The following is a 14,494-nucleotide window of genomic DNA, read 5'->3' on the forward strand; positions in this document are numbered from 1 at the left end:
GCGCCGAAGACCGAGAAGGAGCGTGAGACGGTGGACGACGTCAACGACGCGCGCACCCGCACCCAGTCCCCCGGAGCGTCACGTCCCCCCGGAGCGTCAGAGTCCTCCGGAGCGCCCCTGTCGGACGTGAAGGAGAAGCTCCTGCGCATGCGGCGCGAGCGGGCCCGTACGCGCGAGGCCGCGCACACGCCGCTGGCGCCGGTCCCGCGCGACGGGCGGACACCCCTGTCCTTCAACCAGGAGTACCTCTGGTTCCTCGACCGGGTCACGCCGGGACTCCGGATCCACCACGTCCCCCTGGTCCTGCGGCTGACGGGCGACCTCGACTCCGACGCCCTGGGCAGTGCCGTGACCGCGCTGGTGACCCGTCACGAGGCGCTGCGCACCCGCTTCGCGGTCGCGCACGGGGTGCCCCGCCAAGTGGTGCCGCCGGCTCCCGAGCGTGTCCCGGTACCCTGCGCCAACCTGCGCGGGCTGCCCGGGGACGAGCGGGAGGCCGCCTGCCGCACGCGCCTGCGCGAGGTGCTCGACGCCCCGTTCGACCTCACGGCGGACCTGCTGGTACGGACCGAACTGATCCGCCTCGCCGACGACGAGCACCTTCTCGTGCTCGGCGCCCACCGCATCGTCCTCGACGACTGGTCGCTGGGCGCGCTGGGCGCCGAACTCGCCGCTCTGTACAACGCGTTCCTGCGGAACGAGAGTCCCGGGCTGCCTCCGCTCCCCGTGCAGTACGCCGACTACGCCGTCTGGCAGCGTGCCGCGCTCAGCGGCGACCGGCTGGACGAGCACCTGGCCCACTGGACGGAACGCCTCGCCGACCTGCCCCTCCTCGACTTCCCGGCCGACCGGCCGCGTCCCGGCGAGCGCACCTGGCACGGCCGTACCCACGAACGCCCGGTGGACGCCGCCACGTACGTCCGCGCGCGGGAGCTGGCGGCCGAGGAGCACGCCACCCCGCTGGGGGTGCTGTACGCCGCCTTCCTGGTGGTGCTCCAGCGCTACTCCGGGCAGGACGACCTGGTCGTCGGCACGGAGCTCGGCGGCCGTACCCGAAGCGAACTGGAGCCGCTGCTCGGCCACTTCGCGAACAGCGTGGTGCTGCGTACCGATGTGTCCGGCGATCCCTCCGTGCGTGACCTCGTCGCCCGCGCCGACGCGAGCGCCACCGGTGCGCTCACCCATCAGGACGCGCCCTTCGGGAAGATCGTCGACGCGATCCGCGCGGACCGGGATCCCAGCCGGAACCCCCTTTTCCAGGTGTCGTTCACTCTCCGGCCCCACAGCGGCGCCGCCGCCCCCGCCTTCGAGGGGCTGCACGCCGAGCGGATCCGCGTCGAAGGCGGGACGGCCCGGTTCGACATCGCCTTCCAGGTCGAGGAGCAGGCCGACGACAGCGCGGTCGTCCGGATCGAGTACGCCACCGACCTCTTCGACGACGCGCGCGTGCGCGCACTGGCCGATCACTACGTCACCGTCCTGGCGCAGATGACCGAGGACCCGGACCGCGCCATGGGTGACCTCGTCCTTCTCGATGCCGAGGAGTCGCGGGCGGCCCTGGCCCACAACCCGGAAGCGGCCCCGCACGAAACGGACGGCATGCTGCTGCACGAACTGTTCGAGCGGCACGCCCGGCGCGACCCGGGGCAGGTCGCCGTCGTGCACGGAGCCACGGAACTCACGTACGGCGAACTGGACGAGGCGGCCGACCGGCTGGCCCGTACCCTGCGCGAACGACACGGAGCCGGCCCCGAGACCCTGGTCGCCGTCCTCCTCCCCCGCGGCCCGGCCCTGCCCGTCGCCCAGTTGGGCGTGCTCAAGGCGGGCGGCGCCTGGCTGCCGCTCGACCCGGCCAACCCCGCGGCCCGGCTGGCGTTCCAGATCCGGGACGCCGGAGCCACCCTCCTCGTCGGCACCGGTGAGACGCTGAGCGCGGAACTCCGCGACGCCGTGGGCGTCCCCGTACTCGCCCTGGACGACGCGGACACCACCGGCGCGGCGCTCCCGCCCCTTCCCCCGGTCCGCGCGGCCTCCCCCGACAACCTCGCCTACGTCATCTACACCTCGGGCTCCACCGGCAAGCCCAAAGGCGTGCAGATCAGCCACCGCAGCGCGGTCAACTTCGTCACCTCCTGCCGCGACCTGTTCTCCCTGACGCCCGAGGACCGGCTGCTCCAGTTCGCCAATCCCGCCTTCGACGTCAGCGTCTTCGACATCCACGCCGCGCTCGGCAACGGAGCCGGGGTGGTCACCGCCGCCAAGGACGAGTTGCTCGACCCGGCCCTCCTGACCAGGCTGATGCGCGAGCACCGGGTCACCGTCAGCGACCTGCCCCCCACGGTGCTGGCCATGCTCGACCCCGCCGAACTGCCGGGGCTGCGCGCCCTGTTCGTAGGGCTGGAGCCCTTCCCCGGCGACCTCGTCACGGCCTGGAACCGCGACGGCCGGCAGTTCCACAACGGGTACGGGCCGACCGAGGCGACCGTCGCCTGCGTCGACTTCCGCTGCCCGCCCGGCCCGTACCCCACGACCCCGCCCATCGGCACCGCGATGGCCAACCACCGCGCCTACGTCCTGGACCCGCGGGGGCGTCCCGCGCCCGACGGGGTGGCCGGAGAGCTCTACGTGGCGGGCGCCGGACTGGCCCGCGGGTACCTGGGACGACCGGGGCTCACCGCGGAGCGCTTTGTGCCCGATCCCTTCGGGCCGCCCGGGGAGCGCATGTACCGGACCGGGGACCTGGCGCGCCGCCGGCCGGACGGTGTCCTGGAGTTCGCCGGCCGCGCCGACGGCCAGATCAAGATCCGCGGACTGCGCATCGAGCCCGGTGAGGTCGAGCACGTGCTGCGCGCGCACCCCGGGATCACCCAGGCGGTCGTGGTGGCCGCGCCGCTCACGGAGGGGGGCAGCCCGCAGCTCGTCGCCTACGTGGTGGGCCCGGCCGCGCCGGCGGACGCCACCGACGACACGGTGCGCCGCCACCTGGCGGACGAGCTGCCGCCGCACATGGTCCCCGCCGTCGTGATCGGCCTCGACGCGCTGCCGCTGACGAACAACGGGAAACTAGACCGGTCCCGGCTGCCGGAGGCGGGCGCGGCCCGCGGCGGCGCCGCCGCACCGGCGCGGCCCGCCACGGCGACGGAGCGCACGCTCATCCCGGTGGTCGAGGACATCCTGGAACTGCGCCCCGGTTCCGTCGGTCCGGCCGCCAGCTTCTTCGAGGTCGGGGGCACCTCACTGAACATGTTGCGGCTCCTGTCGCGCCTGCGGAACGACTTCGGCGTGCCGCTCGACGCCCGGGAGATCCTGACCGCTCCGCGGATGCGCGACATCGCGGCGCTCCTCGACGAACGCACCGGCGCCGCGACGCCCGCGGAGCGGGCCGAGGACCCGGCGTCCGGCGCGGCGGGCGCGGTGCCCCCGTGGGTGGTGCCGATCACCACCGGCGGCGAGCGTCCCCCGCTGTTCTGCGTGCACGCGTCCGGCGGTTCCGCGGTGCCCTTCTTCGCGCTGGCCCGTTCCCTGGGGGACGACCAGCCGCTGTACGCCGTCGAGGCGGCCGGCCTGCACGGCGAGGAGGCGGCCACGACCGTCGACGGCATGGCCCGCCGCTACGTCGACGGCATCCGGGCGGTGCGCCCCACCGGGCCGTACCTGCTGGCCGGCTGGTCGCTCGGCGGCACCGTCGCGCTGGCCATGGCCGGCCTCCTGCGCGAACAGGACGAGCGGGTACCCCTGGTGGTGCTGCTCGACTGCGCCGTACCGCCGGCCCTGCCGGAGCCGCCGCCCCACGCGGACATTCTGGCCGGGTTCGTCCACGACATCGCCGGTCTCGCCGGCCGGCCGCAGGACGAACCCGACGCCGCCTTCCTCGCCTCGCTGCCCTCCGACGCCGAACGGGAGAGCGCGGTCGTCCGCCTGCTGGAGTCCACAGGATTCGTCCCCGCGGGCATGCGCCAGGACCTGCGGCAGAAGATATCGGCCTATCTGGACACGGTCCGTGCGGGACTGACCTCGCCGGTGCCCGCCTTCGACGGTGTCCTGCACCAGTGCGTCGCCGCCGAGGGTGGCGCCGCGTACGCCGACGGCTGGGACGCCCTGGCCGGCCGGGTCGACCGCCACGAGGTGCCGGGGTCGCATTACACCCTGCTCCAGCGGCCGCACGCCGACACGCTCGGCGCCACTGTGCGCGAGGCACTGGACCTCGCCCTGACCCGCGTCTCGGGAGGCTGACGATGCGCTTCGCGTTCACCGAAGAACAAGAGGAGTTCCGCCGGGAGGTCCGTGCCTTCCTCGCCGAGGACCGCGTGCGCAAGGCCGCCGACGCCGTGCGCCGTCTCCCGCCCCGCGAGGAGCCCGGAAACCTGGACGTCTACCGCTGGCTGGGCGAGAAGCGCTGGCTGGCCGTCAACTGGCCCGAGGAGTACGGGGGTCTGGGGCGCGGCGTGGTGGAGAAGTCGATCCTCACCGAGGAGCTGATCCGCGCCCGGGTTCCCGACCTGGTCCACATCGTCAGTATCGACATCGTCGGATCGGTGCTGATGATGGCCGGCACCGAGGCGCAGAGGGCCGCTCTGCTGCCCGCGCTGGCGTCCGGGGAGCAGAACGCGGCCGTCCTCTACACCGAGCCGCAGGCCGGTTCCGACCTGGCGGCGCTGCGGACCAGGGCCGAGCCCGACGGCGACGGCTGGCGGCTCCACGGTCGCAAGGTCTACAGCCTCAAGACCCAGTTCGCCGACTTCGCCCTGTGCGCGGCCCGTACGACCGAGTCCGAGGTCGCGTTCCACGGCATCACCCTCTTCCTGGTGCCGCTGCGCACCCCGGGTGTACAGGTCCGGACCGTTCCCAACCTGACGGACGAGCAGTTCTGCGACGTGACGCTCGACGGCATACGGCTGTCCCGCGACGACGTGGTGGGAGAGGTCGACGGCGGGTGGCAGGTTCTCAACGAGGTCCTGCCCGTGGAGCGCACCGGCCTGGAGTTCCAGGCGAAGGCCCGCCGCCTGCTCGACGAGATCCTCCGCCGTGCCGCGGCGGACGGCTCCCTGGACGACCCGGCCCACCAGCAGAAACTGGTGGAGCTCGACGCCCACGCGCGTGCCGCGCACCTCATGGCCTGGCGGGTGATCTCCCAGATCCGGGCCGGTGACCTGGACGGCGTCTCCACGGCCATGTCGAAGCTGTACGCCACCGAGTTGTTCAAGCGGATCAGCGCGTACGGGCTGGAGGCCGGCGGCCTGGAGGCGACCCTCAGCGCGTGGGACGCGTCCGGTGCCACCGGTACGCGCGAGGCGGCCCACCGTGAGGGAACCGGGATCACGTTGTCCGCCGGCACCTCGGAGATCATGCGCTACCTCATCGCCTCGGAGGGTCTGCGGCTGCTGTCCTGAGAGCACGGTCCCCACCGTCCCCGCACCGGCCCCGCACCGTCCCCGCACCGGCCCCCACGATCGCGTAAAGGACAGACTCCATGGATCTCACCCCGAGCGAGCGACAGACACGGACCGAACAGACCTTCGCCTCGCTCTTCGACAGTGAACTCGTCACCGATCTGCGCCGGATGGGCCAACGCGAACTGGGTGCCGGCTTCGAAGCCCGCGTGGACGAGGCGTCGGCCGACGCCAGGGAGGCCGTCTGGCGGACGCTGTGCGACCTGGGCGCCCTGCGGCTCACTCCGGCGCTCACTCCGGGCTCCGGGCTGGTGGACCAGGTCGTCCTCGCCCAGCACATCGGCGGGGCCCTGTACCAGAGCCCGTGGGCGGACACCGCCGCCGCCGTGGACATCGCCACCGCCGCCCACCGGACGGACATCGTCGCGCGCCTGGCGGACGGCGAGGCCGCCGCCCTCGCCGTCCGTGCCGAGGCCGGCGACGAGCCGGACCGTCCCGGGCCCGTCGACGTCACGACGGAGCCGGGCCGGGTGCGAGCCGTGCGCCGTTTTGTCGCCTTCGCGCCGGACGTCCGGTGGCTGCTGCTGGCCGGCACCGGCCCCGGTGGGGAGACCGCGCTGCTCCTGGTGCCCGCCGACCACGGGGCCGTCTCCTGGCACCGTCACGACGACATGGGACGGGGGGACTTCTACCAGGTCGACTTCGACGGCGTGCCAGTGGCCGACACCGTCGACCTCGGCGGCCCCGAAGCCGGTGCGGTCTGGGCCGGGGCGCTGCTGCGCTCCCGTATCAGGCACGCGGCCTACCTGTTGGGTCTGGCGGGCGCGGCGCTGGCGGAGACGAGCGGGTACCTGCGGACGCGGCGCCAGTTCGGGCGGTCCCTCGCTTCCCAGCAGGCGCCGGCGTTCCGTATGGCCGACGCGGCGACCGAACGCGAGGCCACCCGTCTGCTCGTCGAGGAGGCGGCCTGGCTCGCCGACACGGACGGGGATGCCCGTCTGGCGGCCCTGCGGGCCCTGGCGTGCGCGGCCGAGCTGGCGCGCCGCGTGGCCACGGACGCCGTACAACTGCACGGTGCGGTCGGCATGACCGAGGAACACGACGCGCAGCTCTTCTACCGGCGGGCCGCGGTCGACTCGCTGCTCCTGGGACGGCCCACCGAGCTCCGGCGCCTGGCCACCCCGATCCTCGCCCGCGCCTACGCGTGAGGCGCGCGGGGTGCTCTCCGCCTCCGGGATTCACGGGACCGGAACGGTGGTTCGTACGGGGGGCGTCGGCGAAGCCGTCAGGTCATCCGCCCTGCCGGGTACGGGAGTAGTGGCGCCTGGCGCGGTCCCGGTTGCCGCAGTCCTGCGAGCTGCACCAGCGCCGGGTCCTGCTCCGGGAGCGGTCCAGGAAGAACCAGCCGCATCCGGGACCCTCGCACCGCCGGACCCGGCCCAGGCCGTCACCGCTGAGCAGGTCCTCCGTCCGCAGCGCCAGTGCGTCGCGGAGATCCTCCAGGCGGTCCGTGCCGGACTGCCACCGGAGAGGGAAGGCGGGGAGCAGGGGGGCGTTCTCGCGGGCCGACACCAGGATCCGGCGCAGTGCCTCCCACTCCGCGGCAGGTGGCTCCTCGCCGTCGACGAGGGCGTCCAGCACCGGCCAGAGGGTGGCGCGCAGGTCCATGAGCTCCGCGACGGCGGCCTCCGTGGGCGCGGGGTCCGCCTTCTGTGGGTGGAGCGGCGCGTCCGCGCGGCCGGCGGCGAGCAGCCCGGTGGCGACCGCCCAGCGCGCCCACGCCTCGGCGCCCTGGACACGGTCGGCGGCGCGGGCGGGGTCCAGGCGCCAGGCGACGGTGTTGACGAGGTCGAGTACCGGGTGGCCGCCCACGAATGACGCGCCGGAGTCGTGAGAGCTTCCCGGGACGGCAGGGGCACGGAGAACCGATTGCTTACTCATCACGCCTCCACTCTACTCCTCTCCTAACGACCATAGAGGTTTTTGACTGTTAGGCTGGAATCATGGACAGTCTCCGATCAGCGAAGGCCACCGTCTCGCGGCGTGCGAGCTTCCTCTCCGGGCTCAAGACCGGGTCCGGGCTGGCGACCGCGTCCTTCTTCCTCGCCGTCAGCTTCGGCGCGATCAGCACCTCGCAGGGGTGGGGCCCTCTCGCACCCGTGATCTGTTCGATGATCGTGTTCTCGGGATCCGCCCAGTTCGCGCTGCTGGCGACCCTGGGCTCCGGCGGTGGCCTCGCCAGCGCGGTGACGTCCGCGGCTCTGATCAACAGCCGGTTCATCCCCATGGGCATCGCCGTCGCCGGCGATCTGCGCGGCGGACGGTTCCGCCGCGCGCTCGAGGGCCAGGCGGTGGTCGACGGATCATGGGCCGCCGCCCATCTCGGCGGCGGACGGTTCGACCGGTACCTGCTTTTCGGCGCCACCGCGATCCAGTGGCCCGCCTGGGTCGCGGGCACCGCCCTGGGCGTCGTGGTGTCCCCCGACCCCGACCTCCTGCACCGGCTCGGACTGGACGTCCTCACCCCGGCGCTCTTCGTCGCGCTCCTCTTCGACGAAGTCCGCCGGGAACGCATCAACCGGCTGCCGGCCCTGCTCGGCGCCGTACTCGCGGCCGCCCTCATCGTCGTCCTGCCCGCCGGACCCGCCCTGGTGGGCGCGGCGCTCGCCGCACTCGTCGCCCTCTTCAGGGCCCCCGCCCCACCGCCCGCCCGGCCCGAGGAGGCCGGAGAGAGGGACGGCGCCGAAGCGGCGGAAGCGGCCGGCCGGCCCGAGATGGCGGAAAAGACAGCGCAGCCCGCCCACTCCGACGAAGAGGTCACCCCATGACTCTCTGGCTCACCATCGGCGCCGTCGCCGTCCTCAGCTTCACCTGCAAGGCCTTCGGCCCCGCCCTCTTCGGCGGGCGCACCCTGCCCCCACGCGCCCAGGCGGTGATCGCCCTCGCCGCCCCCGCCCTGCTCGCCGGCTTCATCGTCGTGGACGTCCTGGGCCCCCGCTGGAGCGCCCTGGACCTCGCCGTGATCGCCGGACTCGCGGTCGTCCCGCTGCTCCTGTGGCGCAGGGCCCCACTCCCCGTGGCCCTGGTGGCCGCGGTCGCCGTAACGGCACTCCTGCGCCTTTAGTCGCGGGCCCGGCCGACCCGGGCACGTCGGCCGACGGGCCGGCCCGGCTCGCCGACGACGGGGGCGTGCTCCGGCGGGCCGGGGCCGCGTACCCGCCCGCCCCATCGAGTCGACAGCCCGTGTTCGCTCTCGTGGCGGACGGCATACCGAACGCACGTACGCCGTTGCGTCCCGGCCGCGTCCACGTCAGGCTTCCTTGTGCCGGCAGGCGCCGGGCCGGCCTGCTTCGTCCAGACAAGGAAGCGTGAACCCGTGACCGTGCTCCTCGCCCGTACCACCGTCGCCCTCGCCGGACTCGTCCTGGCCTCCGGAACCCTGCTCGCCGCCCCCGCGGGGGCGACCACCACCTCGATCTCGGCGAACGCGTGCCTCTACGGGGGCGGCGAGGTCAGCGCGGACAGGTTCTCGTCCACCGGATACTCCTGCGTCGGAGGCAAGTTCGACGGCAAGGAGGTCACCGCCTGAGGGGACGGCTCCGTACGCACCGGAAGCAGGCCCCAGGCCCGGGACCGCGTCCTGGGATCCGGGACGTCGGCGGGGAGGCCGGCCGCGGGTCTCGTCAGCTGACCTTGGTCGTGCCCTGAGGTGCGTCGCAGTAGTTCTGGACGTCGACCAGGAGGCCTGTGAAGGACGGTGAGGTGATCGGGGAGGATTCGGAGGTGTACGGATCCCAGTCGGGATCCCCTTCCTCGGCGTCGACGTGCCCGGTCAGAAGAATGACCTCCCAGGCGCCTATGCGCAGAGCCCCGCCTTTGACGTCCTCCTCGTTGGTGCGGAACAACTCCTTCCAGTGACGCGCCTTGAGCGTGGAGAACAACGTGTCCCCTGTGGCGTCGGAGGGCACGCGGGTGGTCCGCACCATCCCGCTCAGGGTGGGGCATCTGCGTCGCTCCGTCTTCGGGCGCAGCTCCAGCGGCTTCAGGCCCGCGGCGGCCACCGCGGCCGCCAGGTCCGTCCGCAGCTCCTTCTCCGTCATGACCGCCGGCTTCCGGCCGGTGCCGGCGCCTTTGGTCCTGCCCGCCGGGGTGTCGGCCTTGTCCGCCGCGGTGTCGGTCCTGTCCGCCGCCGTATCGGAATTCCCGCAGCCGGCCGCGGACAGCACAGCTGCCGTGACCAGGACAGCGGCCATCCGCTTGCTACCCCACATGACCCACCTCTTCCATTTTGATGATCAACTGCACAGTAGCGGCAGGTTCGCCGAGGCGTCGTCCACGCGCGCGGGCCGTGACCATGCCAGCGCCGCGGCGCTGCGATGGCGCGCTGCGGGCCATTCGATGGGGCGGTCGGTTTTCTCGCGCTCGGTGGCGGGCTGTTCCCAGGTCGTGCCGTGTGGGCGGGTTCGATCGATAATGGAGTGTGAGGGCCGCTGTGTGGCGACCCTGGCCAACGTGGTGGGCTGTGGTGGGCTGTCGGGTGGGTCAAGCAGGAGCCCGGTCAGGGACGCGCCCGCCAACCGAGCTGGGAGAGAAGCACATGAAGATGCTGATCAACGTGCCCGAGACCGTGGTCGCCGACGCGTTGCGCGGGATGGCGGCCGCGCATCCCGAACTGACCGTCGACGTGGAGAACCGCGTCATCGTGCGCGGGGACGCGCCCGTCGCCGGGAAGGTGGGGCTGGTGTCCGGCGGAGGGTCCGGGCACGAGCCGTTGCACGGGGGGTTCGTCGGGCCCGGCATGCTGTCCGCCGCCTGTCCCGGTGAGGTCTTCACCTCCCCCGTACCCGACCAGATGGTCCGCGCGGCCGCCGCCGTGGACAGTGGCGCCGGGGTGCTGTTCATCGTGAAAAACTACACCGGTGACGTGCTGAACTTCGACATGGCCGCCGAGCTGGCCGAAGAAGAAGGCATCCAGATCGCGAAAGTCCTGGTCAACGACGACGTGGCGGTGACCGACAGCCTCTTCACCGCCGGGCGGCGCGGTACGGGCGCCACGCTGTTCGTCGAGAAGCTGGCCGGCGCCGCCGCCGAGGAGGGGGCGCCCCTGGACCGGGTCGAGGCGATCGCCCGGCAGGTGAACGAGAGCGCGCGCACCTTCGGCGTCGCCCTGAGCGCGGTCACCACGCCCGCCAAGGGCACCCCCACCTTCGACCTGCCCGACGGCGAGCTGGAGCTGGGCATCGGCATCCACGGGGAGCCGGGGCGCGAGCGGCGCGCGATGATGACCTCCCGCGAGATCGCCGACTTCGCCGTGGACGCGGTCCTGGAGGACCTGCGGCCCAAGGGGCCCGTACTGGCCCTGGTGAACGGCATGGGCGCGACCCCGCTGCTGGAGCTGTACGGCTTCAACGCGGAGGTCCAGCGGGTGCTCGCCGAGCGGAACGTCACCGTGGCCCGCACCCTCGTCGGGAACTACGTGACCTCCCTGGACATGGCCGGCTGCTCCGTCACCCTCTGCCAGGTCGACGGCGAGCTGCTGCGCCTGTACGACGCGCCGGTGGAGACCGCCGGCCTCCGCTGGGGCCGGTGAGACAGGCCTATAGGTTCGGGGCAAGGCGTCCACGGACGCGACGCGCGCGCGAGGAGTTCACATGTCCGATCAGGCATCCGGCCGCACGCTCGACGGCGACTTCTTCCGCCGCTGGCTGACGACCGCGGGAGCGGCGGTGGAGCGCGAGGCCGACCGGCTCACCGAGCTGGACTCGGCCATCGGTGACGCCGACCACGGTACGAACCTCCAGCGCGGGTTCCGGGCCGTCACGGCCACCCTGGAGAAGGAGGGGCCGCTGGCGCCCGGCGCCGTCCTGACCCTCGCGGGACGGCAGCTGATCTCCACGGTGGGCGGCGCGTCGGGCCCGCTGTACGGCACGCTGCTGCGCCGTACGGGCAAGGCGCTGGGCGACGCGGCCGAGGTCACGCCCGCGCAGTTCGCCGAGGCGCTGGCCGGCGGGGTGGCGGCGGTGGCGCAGCTGGGCGGGGCGAAGGCCGGGGACAAGACGATGCTGGACTCGCTGGAGCCCGCGACGGAGGCGCTCGGCACGTCGTTCGCCGCGGGCGCGGAGGCGGCGCAGGCCGGAGCGCTGGCGACCGTACCGCTCCAGGCGCGCAAGGGCAGGGCCAGCTATCTGGGCGAACGGAGCGTCGGGCACCAGGACCCGGGAGCCACGTCCTCCGCCCTGCTCCTCGCGGCCCTCGCCGAGACGTGGGAGGCGACGGCATGAGCATCGAGAAGCCGGTGGGGATCGTGCTGGTGTCGCACAGCCCGAGGGTCGCCGATTCCGTCGCGGAACTGGCCCTGGGCCTGGCGGGCGGCGGCCCCCTCGCCCCGGTCGCCGCCGCGGGCGGCACACCGGGCGGGGAGCTGGGCACCAGCTCGGAACTCATATCCGCCGCCGCGGCGCGGGTCGACCGGGGCTCCGGTGTCGCGATCCTGGCGGACCTCGGCAGCTCCGTACTGACGGTGAAGGCGCTCATCGCCGAGGGTGACGAGCTGCCCGCGGGGGCGCGGCTCCTGGACGCGCCGTTCGTGGAGGGCGCGGTGGCCGCCGTGGTCACCTCGTCCGCGGGCGGGAACCTGGACGCCGTGGAGGCGGCCGCCGCCGAGGCCTACGCGTACCGGAAGGTGTGACCGCCCGGAAGACGGGGAGAGCCGGTCGGCGCACGCCGCGTTGCTGATCGCCGCTCCGGGGCACACGCTCACCCTATGAGGGACGTATCTGATCAGGACGAAAGGCAGGGGCCGGCGGCACCGGGACTGCGCTGTCTCGTGACCGGTGCCACCGGCTACATCGGCGGCAGGCTGGTGCCCGAGCTGCTCGACGCCGGGCACACGGTGCGCTGTCTGGCACGGACCCCGGACAAGCTGCGCGACCACCCCTGGGCGGGCCGGGCGGAGATCGTACGGGGTGATGTCACCGATCCCGACTCCCTGGGGGCCGCCTTCCAGGGCATCGACGTCGCCTACTACCTCGTGCACGCGCTCGGCACCGGCCAGGACTTCGCCGCCACCGACCGCCGCGCCGCCCGCACCTTCGCCCAGCAGGCGAAGGCCGCGGGGGTGCGGCGGATCGTGTATCTGGGCGGGCTCACCCCCGCCGGTGTGCCCGAGGGCGAGCTGTCGCCGCACCTGCGCTCGCGCGCCGAGGTCGGCCGTATCCTGCTGGACTCCGGCGTGCCGACCGCCGTCCTGCGCGCCGCCGTCATCATCGGCTCCGGCTCGGCCTCGTTCGAGATGCTCCGCTACCTCACGGAGCGGCTGCCCGTGATGGTGACGCCCAGCTGGGTACGGACGTCCCTCCAGCCCATCGCCGTACGCGACGTGCTGCGCTACCTCGTCGGGTGCGCGCGCCTGCCCGACGACGTCAGCCGGGCGTTCGACATCGGCGGTGCCGACGTCCTGACGTACCGGGACATGATGCAGCGGTACGCGGCCGTCGCCGGACTCCCCCGGCGCCTCATCCTCCCCGTACCGGTGCTGACCCCGCGTCTGTCGAGCCACTGGGTCGGCCTGGTGACCCCCGTGCCGGCGTCCATCGCCCGGCCCCTGGCGGAGTCGCTGCGGCATGAAGTCGTGTGCCACGAGAGGGACATCGCGCGGTACGTCCCCGATCCGCCGGGCGGGCCGCTCACCTTCGACCGCTCCGCCGAGCTGGCGCTGCGCCGTATCCAGGAGGCGCAGGTGTCGACCCGCTGGACGTCCGCCTCGGTGGCCGGCGCCCCGAGCGATCCGCTGCCCACCGACCCCGACTGGGCCGGCGGCAGCCTCTACACGGACGAGCGCGAACTCACCGTGGACGCGCCCCGGGAGTCGCTGTGGCGGGTCATCGAGGGCATCGGCGGGGACAACGGGTGGTACTCGTTCCCGCTGGCCTGGGCGGTACGGGGCCGGCTCGACCGGCTCGTCGGCGGGGTGGGCCTGCGCCGGGGCCGGCGGGACGCGCAGCACCTGCGGGTGGGTGACTCGCTGGACTTCTGGCGGGTGGAGGAGATCGAGCCGGGGCGGCTGCTGCGGCTGCGGGCCGAGATGCGGCTGCCGGGGCTGGCCTGGCTCGAACTCCGGGCGGACCGCGACGAGAAGGGCGTGACGGTGTACCGGCAGCGGGCGCTGTTCCATCCGCAGGGGCTGCTGGGGCACGCGTACTGGTGGAGCATCTCGCCCTTCCACGCGACCGTGTTCGGCGGGATGGCGCGCAACATCACGCGGACGGCGGGTGGTTCGGCCACGGGGCGGCGGGAGCCGACCCGCGCCGGCCGGCGTTGAGGCGAGCGGCCGGCCGTCGTTGAGGCGAGTGGTCGGCCGGCGTGGGGGCGGGCGGGCCGGCCGGACCGATCCGCCGGGTGGCTCCCGAACGTTTCTACACTGTTGTAGATTTTCGGTACGGCACCAGCACGGCTCGGAACAGCTCAGGAGGAGCAGCGTGGGAGTTTCCCTGTCCAAAGGCGGCAATGTCTCGCTCAGCAAGGAGGCACCGGGGCTGACAGCCGTCCTGGTCGGCCTCGGCTGGGACGTCCGGACCACGACCGGCACCGACTACGACCTGGACGCGAGCGCCATTCTGGTCGGCGAGTCGGGCAAGGTCGGCTCGGACCAGCAGTTCGTCTTCTACAACAACCTCACCAGCCCGGACGGGTCCGTGGAGCACACCGGGGACAACCTCACCGGTGAGGGCGAGGGCGACGACGAGGCCATCAAGGTGAACCTGGCGGCCGTGCCGGCCGACGTCACCAAGATCGTCTTCCCGGTGTCGATCCATGACGCCGAGAACCGCGGGCAGAGCTTCGGCCAGGTCCGCAACGCGTTCATCCGGGTGGTCAACCAGACGGGCGGCGCGGAGCTGGCCCGCTACGACCTCAGCGAGGACGCGGCCACCGAAACCGCCATGATCTTCGGCGAGTTGTACCGCAACGGCGCGGAGTGGAAGTTCCGCGCGGTCGGCCAGGGATACGCCAGCGGCCTCGCCGGGATCGCGTCGGACTTCGGCGTCGGGGTCTGAGAGCGGGCGCGGAGGTGACGCGGTGGGGTACGGGGGATGCGGGGGGGGGCT

13 protein-coding genes are annotated in these 14,494 nt (G+C 73.3%); 11 read left to right on the forward strand and 2 right to left on the reverse strand.

The window, feature by feature from the left end; all coding sequences use genetic code 11:
* Positions 1-126 precede the first annotated feature (126 nt).
* The 3 genes from ACIODU_RS17855 to ACIODU_RS17865 all read left to right on the forward strand — a co-directional run bounded on the left by ACIODU_RS17855 (position 127) and on the right by ACIODU_RS17865 (position 6,598).
* Complete coding sequence (locus ACIODU_RS17855) at positions 127-4,233, forward strand: amino acid adenylation domain-containing protein (RefSeq protein WP_401768478.1); 4,107 nt, start codon at positions 127-129, stop codon at positions 4,231-4,233.
* Positions 4,234-4,235: 2 nt separating this feature from the next.
* Entirely contained in the window at positions 4,236-5,390 is a 1,155-nt protein-coding gene (locus ACIODU_RS17860; RefSeq protein ID WP_356422846.1) for an acyl-CoA dehydrogenase family protein, read from the forward strand.
* A gap of 80 nt (positions 5,391-5,470) precedes the next feature.
* Positions 5,471-6,598, forward strand: a complete 1,128-nt coding sequence (locus tag ACIODU_RS17865) for an acyl-CoA dehydrogenase family protein (protein ID WP_401768481.1) — start codon at positions 5,471-5,473, stop codon at positions 6,596-6,598.
* Positions 6,599-6,680: 82 nt separating this feature from the next.
* Here the strand turns inward: ACIODU_RS17865 and ACIODU_RS17870 are convergent, their stop codons facing one another.
* Positions 6,681-7,331, reverse strand: coding sequence for a CGNR zinc finger domain-containing protein (locus tag ACIODU_RS17870; protein ID WP_401768483.1), 651 nt, complete (start codon positions 7,329-7,331; stop codon positions 6,681-6,683).
* Between the two features lie 62 nt (positions 7,332-7,393).
* On the opposite strand from ACIODU_RS17870, the gene ACIODU_RS17875 reads away from it, so the two are divergent.
* The 3 genes from ACIODU_RS17875 (at position 7,394) to ACIODU_RS17885 (ending at position 8,979) form a co-directional block, all read left to right on the forward strand.
* Positions 7,394-8,218: an AzlC family ABC transporter permease gene (locus ACIODU_RS17875; RefSeq protein WP_401768485.1), complete on the forward strand. Its 825-nt coding sequence runs from the start codon at positions 7,394-7,396 to the stop codon at positions 8,216-8,218.
* On the forward strand, positions 8,215-8,514 hold the full coding sequence (locus ACIODU_RS17880) for an AzlD domain-containing protein (protein ID WP_401768487.1): 300 nt from the start codon (positions 8,215-8,217) through the stop codon (positions 8,512-8,514). The genes ACIODU_RS17875 and ACIODU_RS17880 overlap by 4 nt, the downstream gene beginning before the upstream one ends.
* A gap of 252 nt (positions 8,515-8,766) precedes the next feature.
* A complete protein-coding gene (locus ACIODU_RS17885; protein WP_401768489.1) occupies positions 8,767-8,979 on the forward strand; it encodes a hypothetical protein in 213 nt (70 codons plus the stop codon).
* 94 nt (positions 8,980-9,073) lie between these two features.
* On the opposite strand, the gene ACIODU_RS17890 is transcribed toward ACIODU_RS17885, so the two are convergent.
* Positions 9,074-9,661 carry a hypothetical protein gene (locus ACIODU_RS17890; protein WP_401768490.1) on the reverse strand — a complete coding sequence of 196 codons (588 nt, stop codon included), beginning with the start codon at positions 9,659-9,661 and terminating at the stop codon, positions 9,074-9,076.
* 326 nt (positions 9,662-9,987) lie between these two features.
* On the opposite strand from ACIODU_RS17890, the gene dhaK reads away from it, so the two are divergent.
* From dhaK to ACIODU_RS17915, 5 genes are all read left to right on the forward strand, one after another.
* Positions 9,988-10,980: a dihydroxyacetone kinase subunit DhaK gene (gene dhaK, locus ACIODU_RS17895; RefSeq protein ID WP_356422866.1), complete on the forward strand. Its 993-nt coding sequence runs from the start codon at positions 9,988-9,990 to the stop codon at positions 10,978-10,980.
* A gap of 61 nt (positions 10,981-11,041) precedes the next feature.
* Positions 11,042-11,671: a dihydroxyacetone kinase subunit DhaL gene (dhaL, locus tag ACIODU_RS17900; protein ID WP_401768492.1), complete on the forward strand. Its 630-nt coding sequence runs from the start codon at positions 11,042-11,044 to the stop codon at positions 11,669-11,671.
* Positions 11,668-12,078: a PTS fructose transporter subunit IIA gene (locus tag ACIODU_RS17905; RefSeq protein WP_356422872.1), complete on the forward strand. Its 411-nt coding sequence runs from the start codon at positions 11,668-11,670 to the stop codon at positions 12,076-12,078. The genes dhaL and ACIODU_RS17905 overlap by 4 nt, the downstream gene beginning before the upstream one ends.
* 75 nt (positions 12,079-12,153) lie before the next feature.
* A complete protein-coding gene (locus tag ACIODU_RS17910) occupies positions 12,154-13,710 on the forward strand; it encodes an SDR family oxidoreductase (RefSeq protein WP_401768495.1) in 1,557 nt (518 codons plus the stop codon).
* A gap of 157 nt (positions 13,711-13,867) precedes the next feature.
* Complete coding sequence (locus ACIODU_RS17915; protein WP_401768497.1) at positions 13,868-14,443, forward strand: TerD family protein; 576 nt, start codon at positions 13,868-13,870, stop codon at positions 14,441-14,443.
* The last annotated feature ends 51 nt before the right edge of the window (positions 14,444-14,494 follow it).

Origin of the sequence: Streptomyces sp. NPDC088261 (genome assembly GCF_044740805.1) — a bacterium.
Lineage (GTDB): Bacteria > Actinomycetota > Actinomycetes > Streptomycetales > Streptomycetaceae > Streptomyces.